The sequence below is a fragment of the Pseudonocardia ailaonensis genome (genome assembly GCF_039531635.1).
Taxonomy (GTDB): Bacteria; Actinomycetota; Actinomycetes; order Mycobacteriales; family Pseudonocardiaceae; genus Pseudonocardia; species Pseudonocardia ailaonensis.
The window spans coordinates 256856-273548 of record NZ_BAAAQK010000018.1 but is presented as its reverse complement, the minus strand read 5'-3'; the positions used below and the strand labels follow the sequence as shown (position 1 = coordinate 273548).

At 74.1% G+C, this 16693-nt stretch carries 15 protein-coding genes and 1 pseudogene; 10 read left to right on the top strand and 6 right to left on the bottom strand.

From position 1 onward, the window contains the following. Positions 1-8 precede the first annotated feature (8 nt). Complete coding sequence (pdxR, locus tag ABD324_RS23540; protein ID WP_344420997.1) at positions 9-1385, bottom strand: MocR-like pyridoxine biosynthesis transcription factor PdxR; 1377 nt, start codon at positions 1383-1385, stop codon at positions 9-11. A 71-nt stretch (positions 1386-1456) separates the two neighbouring features. On the opposite strand from pdxR, the gene ABD324_RS23535 reads away from it, so the two are divergent. Then, positions 1457-2785 (top strand): MFS transporter, encoded by a 1329-nt coding sequence (locus ABD324_RS23535; protein WP_344420995.1) that lies wholly within the window; start codon positions 1457-1459, stop codon positions 2783-2785. A 199-nt stretch (positions 2786-2984) separates the two neighbouring features. Here the strand turns inward: ABD324_RS23535 and ABD324_RS23530 are convergent, their stop codons facing one another. From ABD324_RS23530 to ABD324_RS37385, 3 genes and pseudogenes are all read right to left on the bottom strand, one after another. Further along, complete coding sequence (locus ABD324_RS23530; protein WP_344420993.1) at positions 2985-3407, bottom strand: SRPBCC family protein; 423 nt, start codon at positions 3405-3407, stop codon at positions 2985-2987. After that, the gene (locus ABD324_RS23525) at positions 3404-3592 is read right to left on the bottom strand and encodes a hypothetical protein (RefSeq protein ID WP_344420990.1); all 189 of its coding nucleotides are present in this window, start codon (positions 3590-3592) and stop codon (positions 3404-3406) included. Before ABD324_RS23525 ends, ABD324_RS23530 begins: the two co-directional genes overlap by 4 nt. Positions 3593-3615: 23 nt before the next feature. Beyond that, a pseudogene (locus ABD324_RS37385) lies at positions 3616-3768 on the bottom strand (nuclear transport factor 2 family protein); the annotation flags it as partial. 51 nt (positions 3769-3819) lie between these two features. Between ABD324_RS37385 and ABD324_RS23520 the strand changes: the two are divergent. The 6 genes from ABD324_RS23520 (at position 3820) to ABD324_RS23495 (ending at position 11201) form a co-directional block, all read left to right on the top strand. Continuing rightward, complete coding sequence (locus ABD324_RS23520; protein ID WP_344420987.1) at positions 3820-4320, top strand: MarR family winged helix-turn-helix transcriptional regulator; 501 nt, start codon at positions 3820-3822, stop codon at positions 4318-4320. Between the two features lie 116 nt (positions 4321-4436). After that, the gene (locus ABD324_RS23515; protein WP_344420984.1) at positions 4437-5294 is read left to right on the top strand and encodes an LLM class flavin-dependent oxidoreductase; all 858 of its coding nucleotides are present in this window, start codon (positions 4437-4439) and stop codon (positions 5292-5294) included. A 9-nt stretch (positions 5295-5303) separates the two neighbouring features. Then, positions 5304-7778, top strand: a complete 2475-nt coding sequence (gene ligA, locus ABD324_RS23510) for an NAD-dependent DNA ligase LigA (protein WP_344420981.1) — start codon at positions 5304-5306, stop codon at positions 7776-7778. 161 nt (positions 7779-7939) lie between these two features. Next, on the top strand, positions 7940-8662 hold the full coding sequence (locus ABD324_RS23505; protein ID WP_344420978.1) for a 3-keto-5-aminohexanoate cleavage protein: 723 nt from the start codon (positions 7940-7942) through the stop codon (positions 8660-8662). A 266-nt stretch (positions 8663-8928) separates the two neighbouring features. Then, entirely contained in the window at positions 8929-9966 is a 1038-nt protein-coding gene (locus ABD324_RS23500) for a ferredoxin reductase (protein WP_344420975.1), read from the top strand. 44 nt (positions 9967-10010) lie between these two features. Continuing rightward, positions 10011-11201 carry a fatty acid desaturase family protein gene (locus ABD324_RS23495; RefSeq protein WP_344420972.1) on the top strand — a complete coding sequence of 397 codons (1191 nt, stop codon included), beginning with the start codon at positions 10011-10013 and terminating at the stop codon, positions 11199-11201. Positions 11202-11331: 130 nt separating this feature from the next. On the opposite strand, the gene ABD324_RS23490 is transcribed toward ABD324_RS23495, so the two are convergent. Both ABD324_RS23490 and ABD324_RS23485 read right to left on the bottom strand, forming a co-directional pair. Further along, positions 11332-12480: a helix-turn-helix domain-containing protein gene (locus tag ABD324_RS23490; RefSeq protein WP_344420969.1), complete on the bottom strand. Its 1149-nt coding sequence runs from the start codon at positions 12478-12480 to the stop codon at positions 11332-11334. 4 nt (positions 12481-12484) lie between these two features. Beyond that, on the bottom strand, positions 12485-13144 hold the full coding sequence (locus ABD324_RS23485) for an ACT domain-containing protein (protein WP_344420966.1): 660 nt from the start codon (positions 13142-13144) through the stop codon (positions 12485-12487). 209 nt (positions 13145-13353) lie between these two features. Between ABD324_RS23485 and gatC the strand changes: the two genes are divergently transcribed. From gatC to gatB, 3 genes are read left to right on the top strand one after another with little or no spacing between them, the layout of a single operon-like run. Then, positions 13354-13665, top strand: coding sequence for an Asp-tRNA(Asn)/Glu-tRNA(Gln) amidotransferase subunit GatC (gatC, locus tag ABD324_RS23480; protein ID WP_344420962.1), 312 nt, complete (start codon positions 13354-13356; stop codon positions 13663-13665). After that, a complete protein-coding gene (gatA, locus tag ABD324_RS23475; protein ID WP_344420959.1) occupies positions 13662-15155 on the top strand; it encodes an Asp-tRNA(Asn)/Glu-tRNA(Gln) amidotransferase subunit GatA in 1494 nt (497 codons plus the stop codon). The genes gatC and gatA overlap by 4 nt, the downstream gene beginning before the upstream one ends. After that, a complete protein-coding gene (gene gatB / locus ABD324_RS23470) occupies positions 15152-16651 on the top strand; it encodes an Asp-tRNA(Asn)/Glu-tRNA(Gln) amidotransferase subunit GatB (protein ID WP_344420956.1) in 1500 nt (499 codons plus the stop codon). The genes gatA and gatB overlap by 4 nt, the downstream gene beginning before the upstream one ends. Positions 16652-16693: the final 42 nt, after the last annotated feature.

The window sequence follows — 16693 nt, the reverse complement described above, 5'->3', positions numbered from 1 at the left end:
CCTGGCGACTATCGCCACTCACGGGTGAGGGTTTCGGTGATCACGTCGGCTCGGGCGAGGCCGATGCCGAGGGCGAGGCCGTCGAGGGGTGGGCCGGCGCAGTAGCGGTCCAGGGTCTCGAGGCGGATGCCCTGTGCCGCAGCACGATCGGCGACCGCCGCGGCGTCCGGGACCCGGACGGCGATGTGCAGGCCGGCGGCGGAGGGCCACGGCACCCAGCCCTCCGGGAGGGCGTCGAGTAGGGCGGTGCGGCGGGCCGCGTACTCCTTCGCGGTCCGGCGGACGTGCCGGGCGAGCAGACCCTCGTCGATGAACCGGGCCAGCGCGGACTCGGCGACGGGATCGCCGTGCCAGTCGGCGAGCCGGCGGGCGGTCAGCAGCGCGGGGCGCAGCGAGGCCGGGGCGACCAGGAAGCCGAGGCGCAGCATGGGCAGCAGGGTCTTCGAGAACGTCCCGACGTAGACGACGCGGCCGTGCGGATCGCGCGCCTGCAGCGGCTCGAGCGGGCGGTCGGCGTAGCGGTACTCGCTGTCGTAGTCGTCCTCCACGATCACCGCGCCCCGCCGCTCGGCCCACTCCAGCAGGGCCACCCGCCGCGCGGGCGCGAGCACGGGGCCGAGCGGGAACTGGTGCGAGGGCGTGACGTGGACGAGCCGCGCCCGCGCAGGCAGGGCGTCGACCTGCAGGCCGTCCTCGTCGACCGGGACCCCGACGACGGTGGCGCCCGACGACTCCCACAGCTGCCGCACCGGGGGATACCCCGGTTCCTCGACGGCCACGACGTCGCCGGGTTCGATCAGGACCCGCCCCACGAGGTCGAACGCCTGCTGCGCACCCGAGGTGACGACGACGTCGTCCGCCCCGGCGCGCAGCCCGCGCGCGAGGCCGAGGTGCCGGGCGATCGCGGCGCGCAGGGCCGGCTGCCCGCCGGGCTCGGAGTAGGCGACGGCGCCGATCCGCCCCGGCCGCAGCTCGGCGGAGACGAGCCGGCGCCAGGTCGCGAGGGGGAACAGCGACGGATCGGGCATGCCGACGGAGAGGTCGACGCGGACCGCGGGAGGGACGACCGTGGCGGGAGCGGTCGCCGGGAATCCCGTCCGTGGCCGCACCGCCCCGCCCGGCGCCCTCCGCCTCCGCTCCGGCCGGACCCCGCGCGCCACGAACGTCCCGGCGCCCACCTTCCCGACGAGGAAGCCCTCGGCGGTCAGGCGTTCGTACGCCGCGGTGACGGTGCCGCGGGACACCGCGACGATCCCCGCGAGCTCCCGGGTGGCGGGCAGGCGATCGCCCGGGCGGAGCCTGGCGTCGAGCACCGCGGCACGGATCTGCTGGTAGAGGGCCGTGGCCCGGTCCCCGCGGGGTCCTGCGACGAGCTGCCAGTCCATCGGGATTGGTCCAATCAGATCGCGCGGAATCGGCTCTTCGAGTGGACCGATTGTCGCCCTACCGTCGTCCCATGCGCACTCCGACACGGACCCTGGCCACGGCCCAGCTGGTCAACTCGATCGGCGACGGTGCCTTCTACGTCTCCTCCGCCCTGTTCTTCGCCCACGTCGTGGGGCTCTCCGCGCTGCAGATCGGCACCGGCCTGACGGTCGGCTGGGCCGTCGGCCTGCTCGCCGGCGTCCCGGTCGGGCGGCTCGCGGACCGGCTCGGCCCGCGCCCGGTCGCGATCGGCACGGGCGTGGTGACGGCCGCGGCGATCGCCGTGTTCCTCGTGGTCGACGGGCCGGTGGCCTTCACGCTGGCCTGCGTCGCCTACGCGGCGGCGCAGACCGGCTCGGGTGCCGCGCGCCAGGCGTTGCTGGCGCTGGTCGTCGCGCCGGCGGAGCGGACCGCCGCGCGGGCCCGGATCCAGGCGACGGCCAACGCGGGCATCGGGATCGGCGCCGCGATCGGCGGCCTCGCGCTGCTGGCCGACGCCCCGCTCGCCTTCGAGGCGGTCTTCGCGCTCGACGCGCTGGGCTTCCTCGCCGCGGCCGTGCTGCTCCGCGGCCTGCCGGCCGGGTCCCCGCGCCACGAGCGCCTCGACGGCGCCCACCGAATCCCCGACCCCGCGAGGACCGGCCCGGCGAGCACCGGAGCCCCGAGCACCGGAGCCCCGAGCACCGGAGCCCCGGGCACCGGAGCCCCGAGTACCGACACCGCGGGTGCCGACGTCGGGACCGCCGCCCCCGCCGCCACCCGCATCCACCCCCGCTACGCCGCGATCTCCCTGCTCAACAGCCTGATGCTGCTCTACATGCCGATGCTGAGCGTCGTCGCGCCGCTGTGGATCGCCTCCCGCACCGCCGCGCCCGCGTGGGTCGTGGCCGTGCTGTTCGTCGTCAACACGGCCGGGGTGGTGCTCACGCAGGTCCGGGCCGGCCGCACCGTGCGCGACGTCCGCACCGCGGGCCGGGCGGTCCGCCGCGCCGGGGTGCTGTTGCTGGCCTCCTGCGTCGCCTTCGCGGCCTCCGCGCTGGGCGCCGGTCCGTGGGTCGCCACCGCGGTCCTGCTCGGTGCCGCGGTGCTCCAGGTCGCGGGCGAGGTGCTGCTCTCCGCGGGCGGCTGGCAGCTCTCGTTCGACCTCGCCCCGGCCGATGCGCAGGGTGCCCACCAGGGGTTCTTCGCGATGGGCAGCTCGGTGGCCCGCGCGGCAGGCCCCCTGCTGCTGACGGGTCTGGTGCTCGGCGGCGGCACCCTCGGCTGGCTCGCCCTCGGCGCGGTGTTCGTGCTCGCCGGGTTCGCGATGAGCGCATGTGCGCAGGTGGCCGGCCGGGTCGGGGCGGTGCCGGTCCCGTAGCGGTCGGCGCTCCACGACGCGTTCCGGGACCGGCCCCTAGGGAGTGTCTGACGGATCGCCGTCGAGTCCGCGGCGTTCCAAGTGGATGCGCCGCAAGGCGGCGACGGGCCCTCATACCGGGCGTATTCGGGCCTGTCGCCAACGCCGCGGGGCGTCCGCCTGGGGCGTCGCGGGCCGGCGGTGGTCCGTCAGACGCTCCCTACAGCAGCTCCACGAGCCGGCGCAGGTCCTTGCGCAGGCCCCGCTCCAGGACGAACCGGGCGAGCGGGGCGTAGTAGCGCTCCGCGCCGGTCGGGCGGACGCGGGTGTGCAGGGTGATGCGGCAGCGGTCGGGGGCGAGCGGGCGGACCTCGCGGGCGCCCTCGGCGTCGACACCTGTCGTGGTGCGCCAGGTGAACCTCGTGCCGTCGCCGGTCACGACCTCGCCGTCGTTGCGCAGGGTGCGGCCCGCGAACCGCATCACCTCGGCGGTCCGCTGGCCGGGGTGTGCGAGGCCCGGTGGGCTCGGCTGCATGCTGACGACCTGGGCCCGCCACTCGGCGTCCCGGGCGTAGTCGGCGACGACGGCCCACGCGCGTTCCGCCGGCACGGGCACCTCTGCGGTGGCCTCGAACTCGATCATGCCGCGGCCCAGAACGCGTCGACGTGGGCCTGGTCGCGGTTGTGGAACCAGGCCTCGGCGACCCGGCCGTCGACGATCCGCAGCAGGTGGACGGAGAAGTTGTCGAAGCCGGGGGCCTGCACGCGGCAGTAGACGGCGGCGTGGTCGCGCCCGCCGAGGACGTCGAGGACCTCGGTGCGCACCACCCCGGTCGTCCGCCCAGCAGGGCGAGGACGGTGGCACGGCCGCGATGGTCGCCGCCGTGGTCGTGGGAGCCGGGATCGTGGAGCACCACGTCCTCGGCGATCAGGTCGGCGGCCGCGGCGGTGTCCCGGGCGGCGACCGCGGTGTAGAGCCGGAGGGCGATGTCGGCGGAGTTCATGCGTCGAAAAGTACGATATCGAAATATTCGTCGTCAAGTAGGGTGACGGGCGTGGACGACGCGATCGACGGGATCGTCGGGCAGTGGCGGGCCGAACGGCCGGACCTGGGCGACGAGGAGCTGGCGGCCATGGCGCTGTTCGGCCGGCTCGGGCGGCTGGCGCAGGTCGCGGAACCGCTGGTCGGACGGGTGTTCGTGCGGCACGGGCTCGCGACGGGGGAGTTCGACGTGCTCGCCGCGCTGCGCCGCAGCGGGGAGCCGTTCACGCTCACGCCGACCGCCCTGGCCCGCCAGCTGATGCTCTCGCCGGCGGCGATGACGAACCGGCTGGACAAGCTGGAGGCGGCCGGGCGGGTCGACCGGCGGCTGGACCCGGAGAACCGGCGCAGCATGCTGGTCACGCTGACGCCGGCCGGGCTGGAGATGGTCGACGGGGTGGTGGGGGAGCACGTGGCCAACGAGCGGGAGCTGCTGTCCGTGTTGTCGGCCGCGGACCGCGCGCGGCTCGACGTGATCCTGAAACGGCTTCTCGCGGGGCTCGCGGACACGTAGTCTCGGCCCCACTCCGGGTCGTGGTCCCCGAGAAGGATGCCGCAGCAGCGGGACCACCCACCTGTCGCTGGTGAGGAGCGGGCGGTTCGGTTCCGCTGCCCACCCGGAGGTTTCCAATGCACATCGGACTCGGCCTGCCCGTCGACGACCCGGACGTCCTGCTCGACTGGGCCCGGCGCGCCGACGCCGGCCCCTTCCGCACCCTCGCCCTGCTCGACCGCCTGGTCTGGCACAACCCGGAACCGCTGGTCACCCTGGGTGTGCTGGCCGGGGCGACCACGCGGATCCGGCTGCAGACGGAGGTGCTGCTCGCCCCGCTGCGCTCCACGGCACTGCTCGGGGCGCAGGCCGCCACACTCGACCGGCTGTCCGGCGGGCGGTTCACCCTCGGCCTGGGGCTCGGCGGGCGGGCGGACGACCTGGCCGCCGCGGGGATCCCCGCGCGCGGGCTGGGCGCGCGGTTGGACGGGCAGATCGACCGGCTGCGCGCGCAGTTCGGCGGCCCGGTCGGTGACGAGGGCCCGGCCGGGGCGCGGATCGGGCCGGAGCCGGCGACGCCCGGAGGGCCGGAGATCCTCTTCGGTGCCTTCCACGAGAAGGCCCTGGCCCGGATCGCCCGGGCCGGGGACGGGCTGATCTGCGCCGCCGCGCCCTCCTGGGCCGGCGGGCTGATCGGCACCCTGCGCCGGCAGTGGGCCGAGGCGGGCCGCGAGGGCCGGCCCCGGATCGTCGGGCAGCTGAACGTGGCCCTCGGCGCCGACGCCCCGGCCGCCCGGGAGTCGTTGGGCGCCTACTACGCCTTCACCGGCACCCCGGAACGGATGGTCGCGGGGCTGGTCACCGAGGCCCCCGCCCTGCGTTCCGGGATCCGGGCCTTCGAGGACCTGGGTGCGGACGAGGTCGTCCTCTACTGCTGGTCGACGGACCCCGATCAGGTGGAGCGCCTGGCGGAAACTGTCGGTGGCGCCCACTAACCTGCACCCGTGAGCCCGGACAGCCCTCCCACCAGCACCGTTCCCGACCCCGCAGACTTCGACACCGCGCGGGAGCGGCACGCCGCGCTGGCCACCGAGGTCGCGGACCACCAGTTCCGCTACTACGTGCTCGATGCGCCCGTCGTGTCGGACGGCCAGTTCGACGCGCTCTGGCGCGAGCTGAACGCGCTCGAGGACGAGTTCCCGGAGCTCCGCACGCCGGACTCGCCCACCCAGAAGGTCGGCGGCCAGTTCTCCACGGACTTCACGGCGCACGACCATCTCGAACGCATGCTCTCCCTGGACAACGCGTTCAGCGAGGAGGACCTGCGGGCCTGGGCGGACCGGGTCGTGAGGGACGTGGGGAGCCCCCACTACCTGTGCGAGCTCAAGATCGACGGCCTCGCGGTGAACCTCCTCTACGAGAACGGGGCGCTCACCCGGGCGCTCACCCGCGGAGACGGGCGCACCGGCGAGGACATCACGCTCAACATGCGCACCCTGGAAGAGGTGCCCGAGAAGCTGACCGGCACCAAGGACTTCCCGGTGCCGGAGCTGGTCGAGGTGCGCGGCGAGGTCTACTTCCGGCTGGAGGACTTCGCACGGCTCAACGCGTCGCTGGTCGAGGCCGGGAAGCCGCCCTTCGCGAACCCGCGCAACACCGCGGCGGGCTCGCTGCGGCAGAAGGACCCGCGGGTCACGGCGTCGCGCAACCTGCGGCTGATCTGTCACGGGCTGGGCAAGCGGGCCGGCTTCACGCCGGTCACCCAGTCCCACGCGTACGAGGCGCTGCAGGCCTGGGGCCTGCCCGTCTCCACCCGCACGACGGTGTTCACCGCGATCGACGACGTGGTGGCGCACGTCGCGTACTGGGGCGAGCACCGCCACGACATCGAGCACGAGATCGACGGTGTGGTGGTCAAGGTGGACGAGGTGGCGCTGCAGCGCCGGCTCGGCACCACCTCGCGGGCGCCGCGGTGGGCTATCGCCTACAAGTACCCGCCGGAGGAGGCCTTCACCACGCTGAAGGACATCCAGGTCAACGTCGGGCGCACCGGCCGGGTCACCCCGTTCGCGGTGATGGAGCCGGTGCTCGTCGCGGGCTCCACGGTGTCCATGGCCACCCTCCACAATGCCGACGAGGTGCGCCGCAAGGGCGTGCTGATCGGGGACCGGGTGGTCATCCGCAAGGCGGGGGACGTGATCCCCGAGGTCCTCGGCCCGGTCACGGACGTGCGGACCGGTGCCGAGCGCGAGTTCGTGATGCCCACCCACTGCCCCGAGTGCGGCACGGAGCTGGTGCGGCAGAAGGCGGGCGACGTCGACCAGCGCTGCCCGAACGCGCGTTCCTGTCCCGCGCAGCTGCGGGAGCGGCTGTTCCACGTGGCCGGGCGCGGCGCCTTCGACATCGAGGGTCTGGGCTACGAGGCGGCCGTGGCGCTGCTGACGTCCGGGGTGGTGCAGGACGAGGGGGACGTCTTCTCCCTCACCGAGGAGGACCTGCTCCGCACGGAGCTGTTCCGCACCAAGGCGGGCGTGCTCACGGCCAACGGCGGCAAGCTGCTGGCGAACCTGGACTCGGCGAAGGACCGGCCCCTGTGGCGGGTGCTGGTCGGGCTGTCCATCCGGCACGTCGGGCCCACCGCGGCCCAGGCGCTGGGTCGGGAGTTCCGCTCGATGGAGGCGATCGAGGCGGCCGCCGAGACCGCCCGGGTCGAGACCGAGCGGGCCGGGGTGGAGATCACCGGCGACGGATCGGCGGACGAGGAGCCGGGGAGCGGCGCCTCCGCGACGGTGGAGGCCGCCGCGGCCGAGGGCGATGTCGACGCGGCGGAGGCCGCGGCCACCGAAGCCGGTGCCACCGAAACCGGTGCCGGCGGGGCCGCTGCCGCCGGCGGGGTCGCGGACGATGCCGACGACGCGACCGCCGAGGCCGACGATGACGCCGACGATGACGCAGGCGATGACGCAGACGATGCCGCGGAGGCCGCGGTCGCCCAGGCCGAGAAGGCCGCCAGGGCCGCCGCCCGGGAGAAGGCCAAGGCGGTCGCGGCGGCGCTCGCCCCGATCGCCGGGGTGGAGGGCGTGGGGCCCACCATCGCCGCCGCGGTGCGGGACTGGTTCACCGTGGACTGGCACCGCGAGGTCGTCGACAAGTGGCGGGCCGCGGGCGTGCGGATGGTCGACGAGGCCGACGAGTCGGTGCCCCGCACCCTCGAGGGACTGTCCGTCGTCATCACCGGGTCCATGGAGAACTGGTCCCGGGACGAGGCCAAGGAGGCGATCCTGGCCCGCGGCGGCCGCGCCGCCGGTTCGGTGTCGAAGAAGACGGCGTTCCTCGTGTCCGGGGAGGCGCCCGGGTCCAAGTACGACAAGGCGATCGAGCTGGGCGTCCCGGTGCTCGACGAGGAGGGCTTCCGCGTGCTGCTCGCGGACGGCCCGGAGGAGGCCACACGACACGCCGTGAACGCCCCGGAAAAGTGACGATGATCAGCTCTTGGTGGCGGCGGCCGCGTCGGTCGCGCGGTGGGGTGCCGGTGCACCACTAGGCTCTGCGCTTCTGCTCCCCGCTCCCGGTGTGCCGGTCGTCACGCCGGCGAACCGGGCGGGCGCGGAGGACGGACACTGACAGTGAGGAGGCACGGGTGCTGCAGGCGGTTCTGAACGGTTCGCGTCCGGAGGACGCGCACCCGGCGCTGCCCGTGCTCGCCCGGCACCTCGCCCGGGACGCCCGCTCCGTCGCCCGGCTCGGCGTCCGCTCCGTCCACGTGCACCCGCGGGACGGGCAGGGCCACGAGACGATCGACCCGGTGCACGTCGGGGACGTCGTCGCGCTGATCCGCCAGGAGGCGCCGGGTATCGAGATCGGCGTGACCACCGGCCGCTGGATCCAGCCGGACCCCAACAAGCGCATCGAGGCGGTGCTGAACTGGGGCCAGCTCGGCATCGGCAAGCCGGACGTCTGCTCGGTCAACGTGCACGAGAAGGGCTGGGTCGAGGTCTGCAAGGCCGCGGCGTCGGTCGGGATCGGCGTGGAGCTCGGGGTGTGGACCAGCGGGGACGCGGTGACCCTGCGGCAGAGCGGCGTCCCGCCGATGACGGTGCGGGTCCTCGCCGAGTCCACGGTCGTGTCGGACCCGGAGACCGCGGTCGCCGAGGCGGTCCGGATCGTGCGGGCGCTGGGCCAGCTCCCGGTGCCGGTGCTGCTCCACGGCGAGGAGGACGGCGCCTGGCCGGTCCTCGAGTACGCGGTGCGGATGGGCGTCGACACCCGGATCGGCTTCGAGGACGTCCTGGTCCGCCCGGACGGCTGGCTCGCCACGGGCAACGACGACCTGGTCCGCGCGGCTCTCGCCATCCGCGTCTGACGTCCGGCGGGCCGGGCCGCCAGCCCGTCACGCACCGTGTTGGTGCGGCCACGAATCGTCTGGTCGCTCACCTCGCCGCCCGCCGGATCGCTCGTGCCACACGGACGAACGCCCGGGCGCCGGAAGGCGACGTGTGCGGCCCCCAACGATCGGCGGCGGGCCAGGGTTCCCGAGGTCCGAGGCTGTTGGTCGCGCAACAGAAAGCCGCCGCGACCCGTGGTCGAGGCCGTGGCCCGGAGCCCGTTCCGCTCCTTAGCGTTGATGCCATGAGCAACGCAACCGGATTCCGCCACCGAATGGGTGGGCTGGCGCGTGCTCTGACCACCCCGCTGTTCCCCGACGACATCCTCGGCACCGTCAACCCGATGTGGTCGCGGCGCACGCCGCAGGCCCGCGTGGTCCGCACGGTCCGCGAGACGGCCGACACCACGACCCTGTACCTGCGCCCCGGCACCCCGTTCGCGGAGCACCGGGCCGGGCAGTACGTCGGACTGGGGCTGCGGGTCGACGGCGTGCTGCACTGGCGGACCTACTCGCTCACCTCGCGCCCGGGGGACCCGCTGCTGGCGGTCGCCGTCACCGCGGTGCCCGGCGGCCTCGTGTCCGAACGGCTCGCGCACGGCACGCCCGCCGGGACGGTCCTGCGGATCGCCCCGGCCGCCGGCGAGTTCGTCCTCCCGGAGCCGACCCCCGAGAAGCTGCTGTTCGTCACGGCGGGCAGCGGGATCACGCCGGTCATGGGGATGCTCCGCACGCTCGACCCTGCCGGGGTGGTGCTGGTGCACTCCGATCGCACGGCGGACGACGTCGTGTTCGGCCCGGAGCTACGCGCGATGCGCGGGCTGCAGTACGTCGAGCACCACTCGGCGACCCGCGGCCGGCTCACCCCCGCGCTGCTCGACGAGCTGGTCCCGGACCGCGCCGCCCGCACCACCTGGGCCTGTGGCCCCGCCGGCCTGCTCGACGCCGTCACCGAGGCCTGGCCGGACGTCCGGGTCGAGCGGTTCGCGCCCAAGCGGGTCGCGCACACCGCCGGCACCGGCGGCCGGATCACCCTCGCCACCAGCGGCATCGTCGCCGACGCCGCCCCCGACACTCCCGTCCTGACCGCCGCCGAGGCCGCCGGCGCGCTGATGCCCAGCGGCTGCCGCATGGGGATCTGCCACACCTGCGTCGGGAAGCTGCAGGCCGGCGCCGTCCGCGACCTGCAGACCGGTGAGCTGATCGACTCCGCCGACCAGCCCGGCCGCCCCGTCCGCACCTGCGTGAACGCCCCCGCCGGCGACATCACCCTCGCTCTGTGAGCGGCGCCCCGGCGTCGTCCGCATCAGATCTGGAGAACCGCCCCATGCTCCGTCGTGCCCCCGCAAGGCCCGCCGCCGGCCCGCCCGTCTCGGCCGCCGCCCACCTGACCCCGGCCCAGGTCGACGCCCTCGGCGCCGAGCTCGACGCCATCCGGGCCGAGGTCGAGGCCTCCCGCGGCGAGCGCGACGCCCGCTACATCCACGCGGTGATCCGCACCCAGCGCGGCCTCGAGTTCGGCGGCCGGGCCCTGCTGCTCTTCTCGAAGTTCCCGCCGGCGTGGATCGCGGGGACGGCGGCGCTGTCCGTCGCCAAGATCCTCGAGAACATGGAGCTCGGGCACAACATCCTCCACGGGCAGTGGGACTGGATGCGCGATCCGAAGATCCACTCGACGACCTGGGACTGGGACCACGTCGACCCGGCCGAGTTCTGGAAGCGCTCGCACAACTTCGAGCACCACACCTTCACCAACGTCCGGGGCAAGGACCGCGATCTCGGCTACACGATCATGCGGATCACCCCGGAGCAGGAGTGGAAGCCCGCCGACCTGATCCAGCCGCTCACGAACCTCGGTCTCTCGCTGATCTTCGAGTACGGCATCGCGATGTACGACGTCGAGACCGACAAGATCCGCAGCGGCGAGAAGACCTGGGCCGAGGCCAAGCCGCAGATCGCCACGACGCTGCGCAAGATCGGCAAGCAGGCCGCGAAGGACTACGTGCTGTTCCCGCTGCTCTCGGGCCCGTCGGCGGTCTCGACGCTCGTCGCGAACCTCACGGCGAACACCGTGCGCAACGTGTGGAGCCACGCCGTGATCTTCTGCGGCCACTTCCCGGACGGCACCGAGACGTTCGACGAGGACCGGCTCGAGGGCGAGACCCAGGGCGAGTGGTACATCCGCCAGATGCTGGGCTCGGCCAACCTGACCGGCAGCAAGGCCATGCACATCATGACCGGCAACCTGAGCCACCAGATCGAGCACCACCTCTTCCCGGACCTGCCCAGCAACCGGTACGCCGAGATCGCGCCGAAGGTGCGCGACATCTGCCGGCGCTACGGGCTGCCGTACAACGCGGGCCCCCTGCCGACGCAGTACGCGAAGGTCTGGAAGAAGATCATCCGGCTGGCGTTCCCGGGCGGGCACGAGCGCTACGGCGCCCCGACCGCGCCCCGCGCCACCGTGGCCAGGCTGCGCGACCGGGTCCGCAAGACCCCCGCCCGCATCGCCGCCTGACCGACCGAGAACCCGCGAGTCGGCACTTTCGGTAGGCCGAATGTGACGGTCACGAGGTCGTCGTGACCGTGCGTTTCGGCCTCCTGGCCCGCGTCCGATGGCGGGCTCCGCCCGCGTGCCGACTCGCGGGTTACGACGGGCGGGGCGTGCGGAGGCCGAGGAGGAGCTCGAGGCGGCCAGTGGGATGGTCCAGGGCGTCCCCGTACACCTCGCGCAGGCCCGCCAGGCGGTAGCGGACGGTCTGGGGATGGACGTGCAGGGCGGCGGCGGTGGCCGTGACGTCGCCGTGTTCGTCCAGCCAGGCCCGCAGCGTCTCGATCGCCCGCGCGGCCGCGCCGGACGGCATCTCCCGCAGCGGCCCCACGACCCGTTCCCGCAGGTCCGAGGCCAGGTCCGGGGTGGCGGCGAGGAGTAGCTCGACGAGCCGCGCGTCGGCCAGCAGGAGCGGATCGCCCTCCTGCGAGATGTGCCCGGCCGCATGCGCGGACCAGGCCGCCCGGGCCCGTGCGGCGGTGCGCTGGGCCTCGCCCACCCCGACCACCGGGCCGAGCACCGCGGGCCGGTCCCGTACCGCGGCCCGGACCACGGCCTCGACGTCGTCGCGCACCGCGGGGACGAACGCGATGCCGGCCGGCGGCCCGTCCGCCGCGACCGAGCCCGGGATCCGGGAGGCGACCTCCACCGCGTCCTCGACGACCAGCGCGGCGAGCCGGGCAGGCACGATCCAGCCCGCCGCCGTCGCGAGCTTCTCGATCTCGGCGGGATCGGACTGGGCCGCCAGCGCGTCGACCAGCGCGTGCCGGCGGGCCCGCAGGGACCCCGCGCGCACCGCCTCCTCCTCGGCCCAGCCCGCGACCGAGGCCGCCGACAGCTGCTCCACGTAGGAGAACAGCGCCTCGGCCAGCTCGAAGATCACCCCGGCGGGCAGTGACTCCGCCACGGGGCTCTCGCCGATCGCACGCCAGGCCGTGCGCGTGCCGATCTGGTACGCGGACTGCAGCGCCGCGAGGGTGCGGCCCTCCTGGTGCTCCACGCGCCCGAGCTCGGCGTAGATCCGGGTGTCGGGCAGGTCCGTGTCCGAGCCGAGGAGCCCGACGAACTGGTTCAGCGCGTACGTGACCCCGCGGGTGATCCGGGTGCCGAAGTTGCCCTGCAGCGGCCGCTGGTAGTCCGGGACCTGGGCGCGGACGGCGGTGATGATCTCGTCCGTGGCCCCGACCAGGTACGGACGCAGGGCCCGGCCGGCCTCGGCGGGCACCCGCGACCAGGGCCGCTCCATCAGCTCATGTTCCCAGCACCGTGGCCACGATGCCGGCCAGGTGGGTCAGCCGCGCCAGCTCCGACGGCCGGAACCCCGGCCCGCCCGGCCGTCCGACGACCAGGGCCTTGGGCGGCAGCGCCACGCCGAACGGCGCGGCGGCGAGCTCGGTGTCCAGCGCGCGCCACGGCTCCGGCACCCAGTGGATCTCGGGATCGACGACCATCGCCTTGTCCAGCGGCAGCCACGGCAGGTCCCCGGCGCGCGTCTCCGGCGCCGCGGAGCTCTCCGCGACCCGGTAGGAGCGACCCTCCTCGCGGACCGCGACGATCGCCCAGCCCGCCCGGAACAGCCGGGGGACCTCCTCGGCGAGCATGGCCAGGCCGTGCCCGGGGTCGCCGGCGATCTCGTCGACGAGCTGCAGCTCGCGATGGGTGTCGAGGCGGCCGCTGTAGGGCCGCACGGACTCGACCTGCACCCCCGGGACGGACTCCGCGGCGGTGATCAGGACGTCCGGCGGGCGGCCGGAGGGGAGCTCGACGGAGAGGTCGTCGACGGCCTGGCCGTCGACCCGCTCCACGACGTCGACGCCGAGGATGTCCGCGCCCGCGCTGCCCAGCGCCGTCGCGACCGCGCCCAGGATGCCCGGTTTGTCCGGCAGGACCACCCGGAGCAGGTACGACACCCGCGAACTCCTCTCTCGCACGACGATCGGCGCCCACCCACGACTAGCGGGGGCGCCGACGGAGATGATCCTGGCAGACCGGGGCTTCCGCAGCGCCGGGCCGGGGGCTTGACAGGGGCTGCGGAAACTGTCGGCGGGCGCGAATAGACTCGCCTCGGACCCCCACCACGGGCTCGACACCCCATTTCCCGACAACCCGGAGTCACACCTTGCCTTCAGAAACCGGGGCCATCTCCCGGGACGAGGTCGCGCACCTCGCCCGGTTGGCCCGGCTGGCCGTGACCGACGACGAGCTGGACACCTTCGCGGGCCAGCTCGACGTCATCCTCGGCTCCGTCGCCCGCGTGGGCGAGGTGGCCGCCGAGGACATCCCGCCGACCTCGCACGCGGTCCCGCTGGAGAACGTCTTCCGGCCGGACGAGCTGCGCCCCGGGCTGACCCAGGAGCAGGCACTGGCGGGTGCGCCCGCCGCCGAGGAGGGCCGCTTCCGCGTGCCGCGGATCCTGGGGGAGGAGGCGTGAGCGATCTGATCAGGCTGACCGCCGCCGAGCTGGCGGAGAAGATCAAGAGCCGCGAGGTGTCCGCGGTCGAGGCCGCCCAGGCCCATCTCGACCGGATCGCCGAGGTCGACGGCGCGGTGCACGCGTTCCTGCACGTCGGCACCGAGGCCGCGCTGGCCAACGCCGCGCTTGTCGACGAGCAGATCGCCGCCGGCGCCGAGCTCGGGCCGCTGGCGGGGGTGCCGCTCGCGCTCAAGGACGTCTTCACCACGAGCGACATGCCCACCACCTGCGGATCGAGGATCCTCGAGGGCTGGCGCCCGCCGTACGACGCCACCGTCACGGCGCGGCTGCGCGGCGCGGGCATCACGATCCTGGGCAAGACCAACATGGACGAGTTCGCCATGGGCTCCTCCACGGAGCACTCGGCGTACGGGCCCACCCACAACCCGTGGGACCTCTCCCGGATCCCGGGCGGCTCCGGCGGCGGCTCCGCGGCCGCGCTGGCCGCGTTCGAGGCGCCGCTCGCGATCGGCACGGACACGGGCGGCTCGATCCGCCAGCCCGCGGCCGTCACCGGCACCGTGGGCGTCAAGCCGACGTACGGCGGGGTCTCCCGCTACGGGCTCGTGGCCTGCGCGTCGTCGCTGGACCAGGGCGGGCCCTGCGCCCGCACCGTGCTCGACGCGGCGCTGCTGCACGAGGTCATCGGCGGGTACGACCCGCTCGACTCCACCTCGATCGACGCGCCCGTGCCGTCCGTCGTCGAGGCGGCGCGGCTGGGCGCGCAGGGGGATCTCTCCGGGCTCCGGGTCGGCGTGGTCCGCGAGCTGGGCGGCGAGGGCTACCAGCCCGGCGTCCGCGCGTCGTTCGACGCGGCGCTGCAGCGGCTCGAGAAGCTGGGCGCGGAGATCGTCGAGGTCTCCTGCCCGCACTTCGAGTACGGCATGGCCGCGTACTACCTGATCCTCCCGTCGGAGGTCTCCTCGAACCTCGCCCGGTTCGACGCGATGCGCTACGGCCTGCGCGTGAACGAGGGAGCCTCCGCCGAGGAGGTCATGGCGCTCACCCGCGAGGCCGGCTTCGGCCCCGAGGTCAAGCGCCGGATCATCCTGGGCACCTACGCCCTGTCGTCGGGCTACTACGACGCCTACTACGGCCAGGCCCAGAAGGTCCGGACGCTGATCAGCCGGGACTTCGCCGCGGCGTTCGCCCAGGCGGACGTCCTCGTCTCGCCGACGGCACCCACCACGGCGTTCCCCATCGGCGAGAAGGTGGACGACCCGCTGGCCATGTACCTCAACGACCTGGCCACCATCCCCACCAACCTGGCCGGTGTCGCGGGCATGTCCGTGCCGTCCGGGCTCGCGGAGGAGGACGGGCTGCCGGTCGGCCTGCAGATCATGGCGCCCGCGCTGGGCGAGGCCGTGATGTACCGCGTCGGCGCCGCGTTCGAGGCCTCGCGGCTCGCGGACGAGGGCGCGCTCATCGCTCCGGAGGTCGCGAAGTGACTGCCCCCGTCCTCGTCGACTTCGACGACGTCGTCGCCCGTTTCGATCCCACCCTCGGGCTCGAGGTGCACGTGGAGCTGTCCACGAACACCAAGATGTTCTGCGGCTGCCCCACGGCCTTCGGCGCCGAGCCGAACACGCAGGTCTGCCCGACCTGCCTCGGTCTGCCCGGCTCGCTCCCGGTCGTCAACCGCACCGCGGTGGAGTCGGCCATCCGGATCGGCCTGGCGCTGAACTGCTCGATCGCTCCCTGGGGCCGGTTCGCCCGGAAGAACTACTTCTACCCGGACATGCCGAAGAACTTCCAGACCTCGCAGTACGACGAGCCGATCTGCGTCGACGGGTACATGGACGTCCTGCTCGACGACGGGTCGACGGTGCGCGTGGAGATCGAGCGCGCGCACATGGAGGAGGACACCGGCAAGTCGCTGCACGTCGGCGGCGCCACCGGCCGGATCCACGGCGCGGACTACTCGCTGCTCGACTACAACCGGGCCGGCGTGCCGCTGATCGAGATCGTCACGAAGATGATCCCGGACACCGGCGGGCGGGCGCCCGAGGTGGCGCGCGCGTACGTCACGCAGCTCCGCGACCTGATCAAGTCCCTCGACGTCTCCGACGTCCGGATGGACCAGGGCTCCATGCGGTGCGACGTCAACCTGTCGTTGGCGCCCAAGGGTTCCGGCGCGCTGGGCACCCGCTCCGAGACCAAGAACGTCAACTCGCTGCGCTCGGTGGAGCGGGCGGTCCGGCACGAGATGTCGCGCCAGGCCGGCGTGCTCGACGCCGGCGGCTCGGTCGTGCAGGAGACGCGGCACTTCGAGGAGCAGTCCGGCACCACCCGCGCGGGCCGGATCAAGGAGACCTCGGAGGACTACCGGTACTTCCCGGAGCCCGACCTGGTCCCGATCGCGCCCCCGGCCGAGTGGGTCGAGGAGCTGCGCGGCACCCTGCCCGAGAAGCCGTGGGAGCGCCGCACGCGGATCCAGGAAGCCTGGGGCCTCTCGGACGAGGAGCTGCGCGACCTGGTCAACGCGGGTGCGCTCGAGCTCATCGAGGCCACCGTCGCCGCGGGCGCGCCCGCCGGCGAGGCCCGCTCCTGGTGGGTCGCCTACCTCGCCCAGCAGGCGAACACGCGGTCCGTCGAGCTGGACGAGCTCCCGATCACCCCGGCCCAGGTGGCCCGGGTGATCGAGCTGGTCGCGGCCGGCGACCTGAACAACAAGCTGGCCCGCCAGGTGGTCGACGGTGTGCTGGCCGGCGAGGGCGAGCCGGACGCGGTCGTCGAGTCCCGCGGCCTCAAGGTCGTCTCCGACGACGGCGCGCTCATCGCCGCGGTCGACGAGGCCCTGGCTTCCCAGCCGGACGTCGCCGAGAAGATCCGCAGCGGCAAGGTCCAGGCCGCCGGCGCGATCGTCGGCGCGGTCATGAAGGCCACGAAGGGCCAGGCGGACGCCAAGCGGGTCCGCGAGCTGATCATCGAGCGCTGCAGCTGACCCCCGTGAGTGGCGATGGTCGCTCTGGCGACTATCGCCACT

Bases quoted from the DNA above. Each gene is read 5' to 3' on its own strand.
- ABD324_RS23490 (WP_344420969.1), bottom strand. From the start codon at position 12,480: ATGGAGCGGCCCTGGTCGCGGGTGCCCGCCGAGGCCGGCCGGGCCCTG.
- pdxR (WP_344420997.1), bottom strand. From the start codon at position 1,385: ATGGACTGGCAGCTCGTCGCAGGACCCCGCGGGGACCGGGCCACGGCC.
- ABD324_RS23495 (WP_344420972.1), top strand. From the start codon at position 10,011: ATGCTCCGTCGTGCCCCCGCAAGGCCCGCCGCCGGCCCGCCCGTCTCG.
- ABD324_RS23535 (WP_344420995.1), top strand. From the start codon at position 1,457: ATGCGCACTCCGACACGGACCCTGGCCACGGCCCAGCTGGTCAACTCG.
- ABD324_RS23500 (WP_344420975.1), top strand. From the start codon at position 8,929: ATGAGCAACGCAACCGGATTCCGCCACCGAATGGGTGGGCTGGCGCGT.
- ABD324_RS23530 (WP_344420993.1), bottom strand. From the start codon at position 3,407: ATGATCGAGTTCGAGGCCACCGCAGAGGTGCCCGTGCCGGCGGAACGC.
- ABD324_RS23515 (WP_344420984.1), top strand. From the start codon at position 4,437: ATGCACATCGGACTCGGCCTGCCCGTCGACGACCCGGACGTCCTGCTC.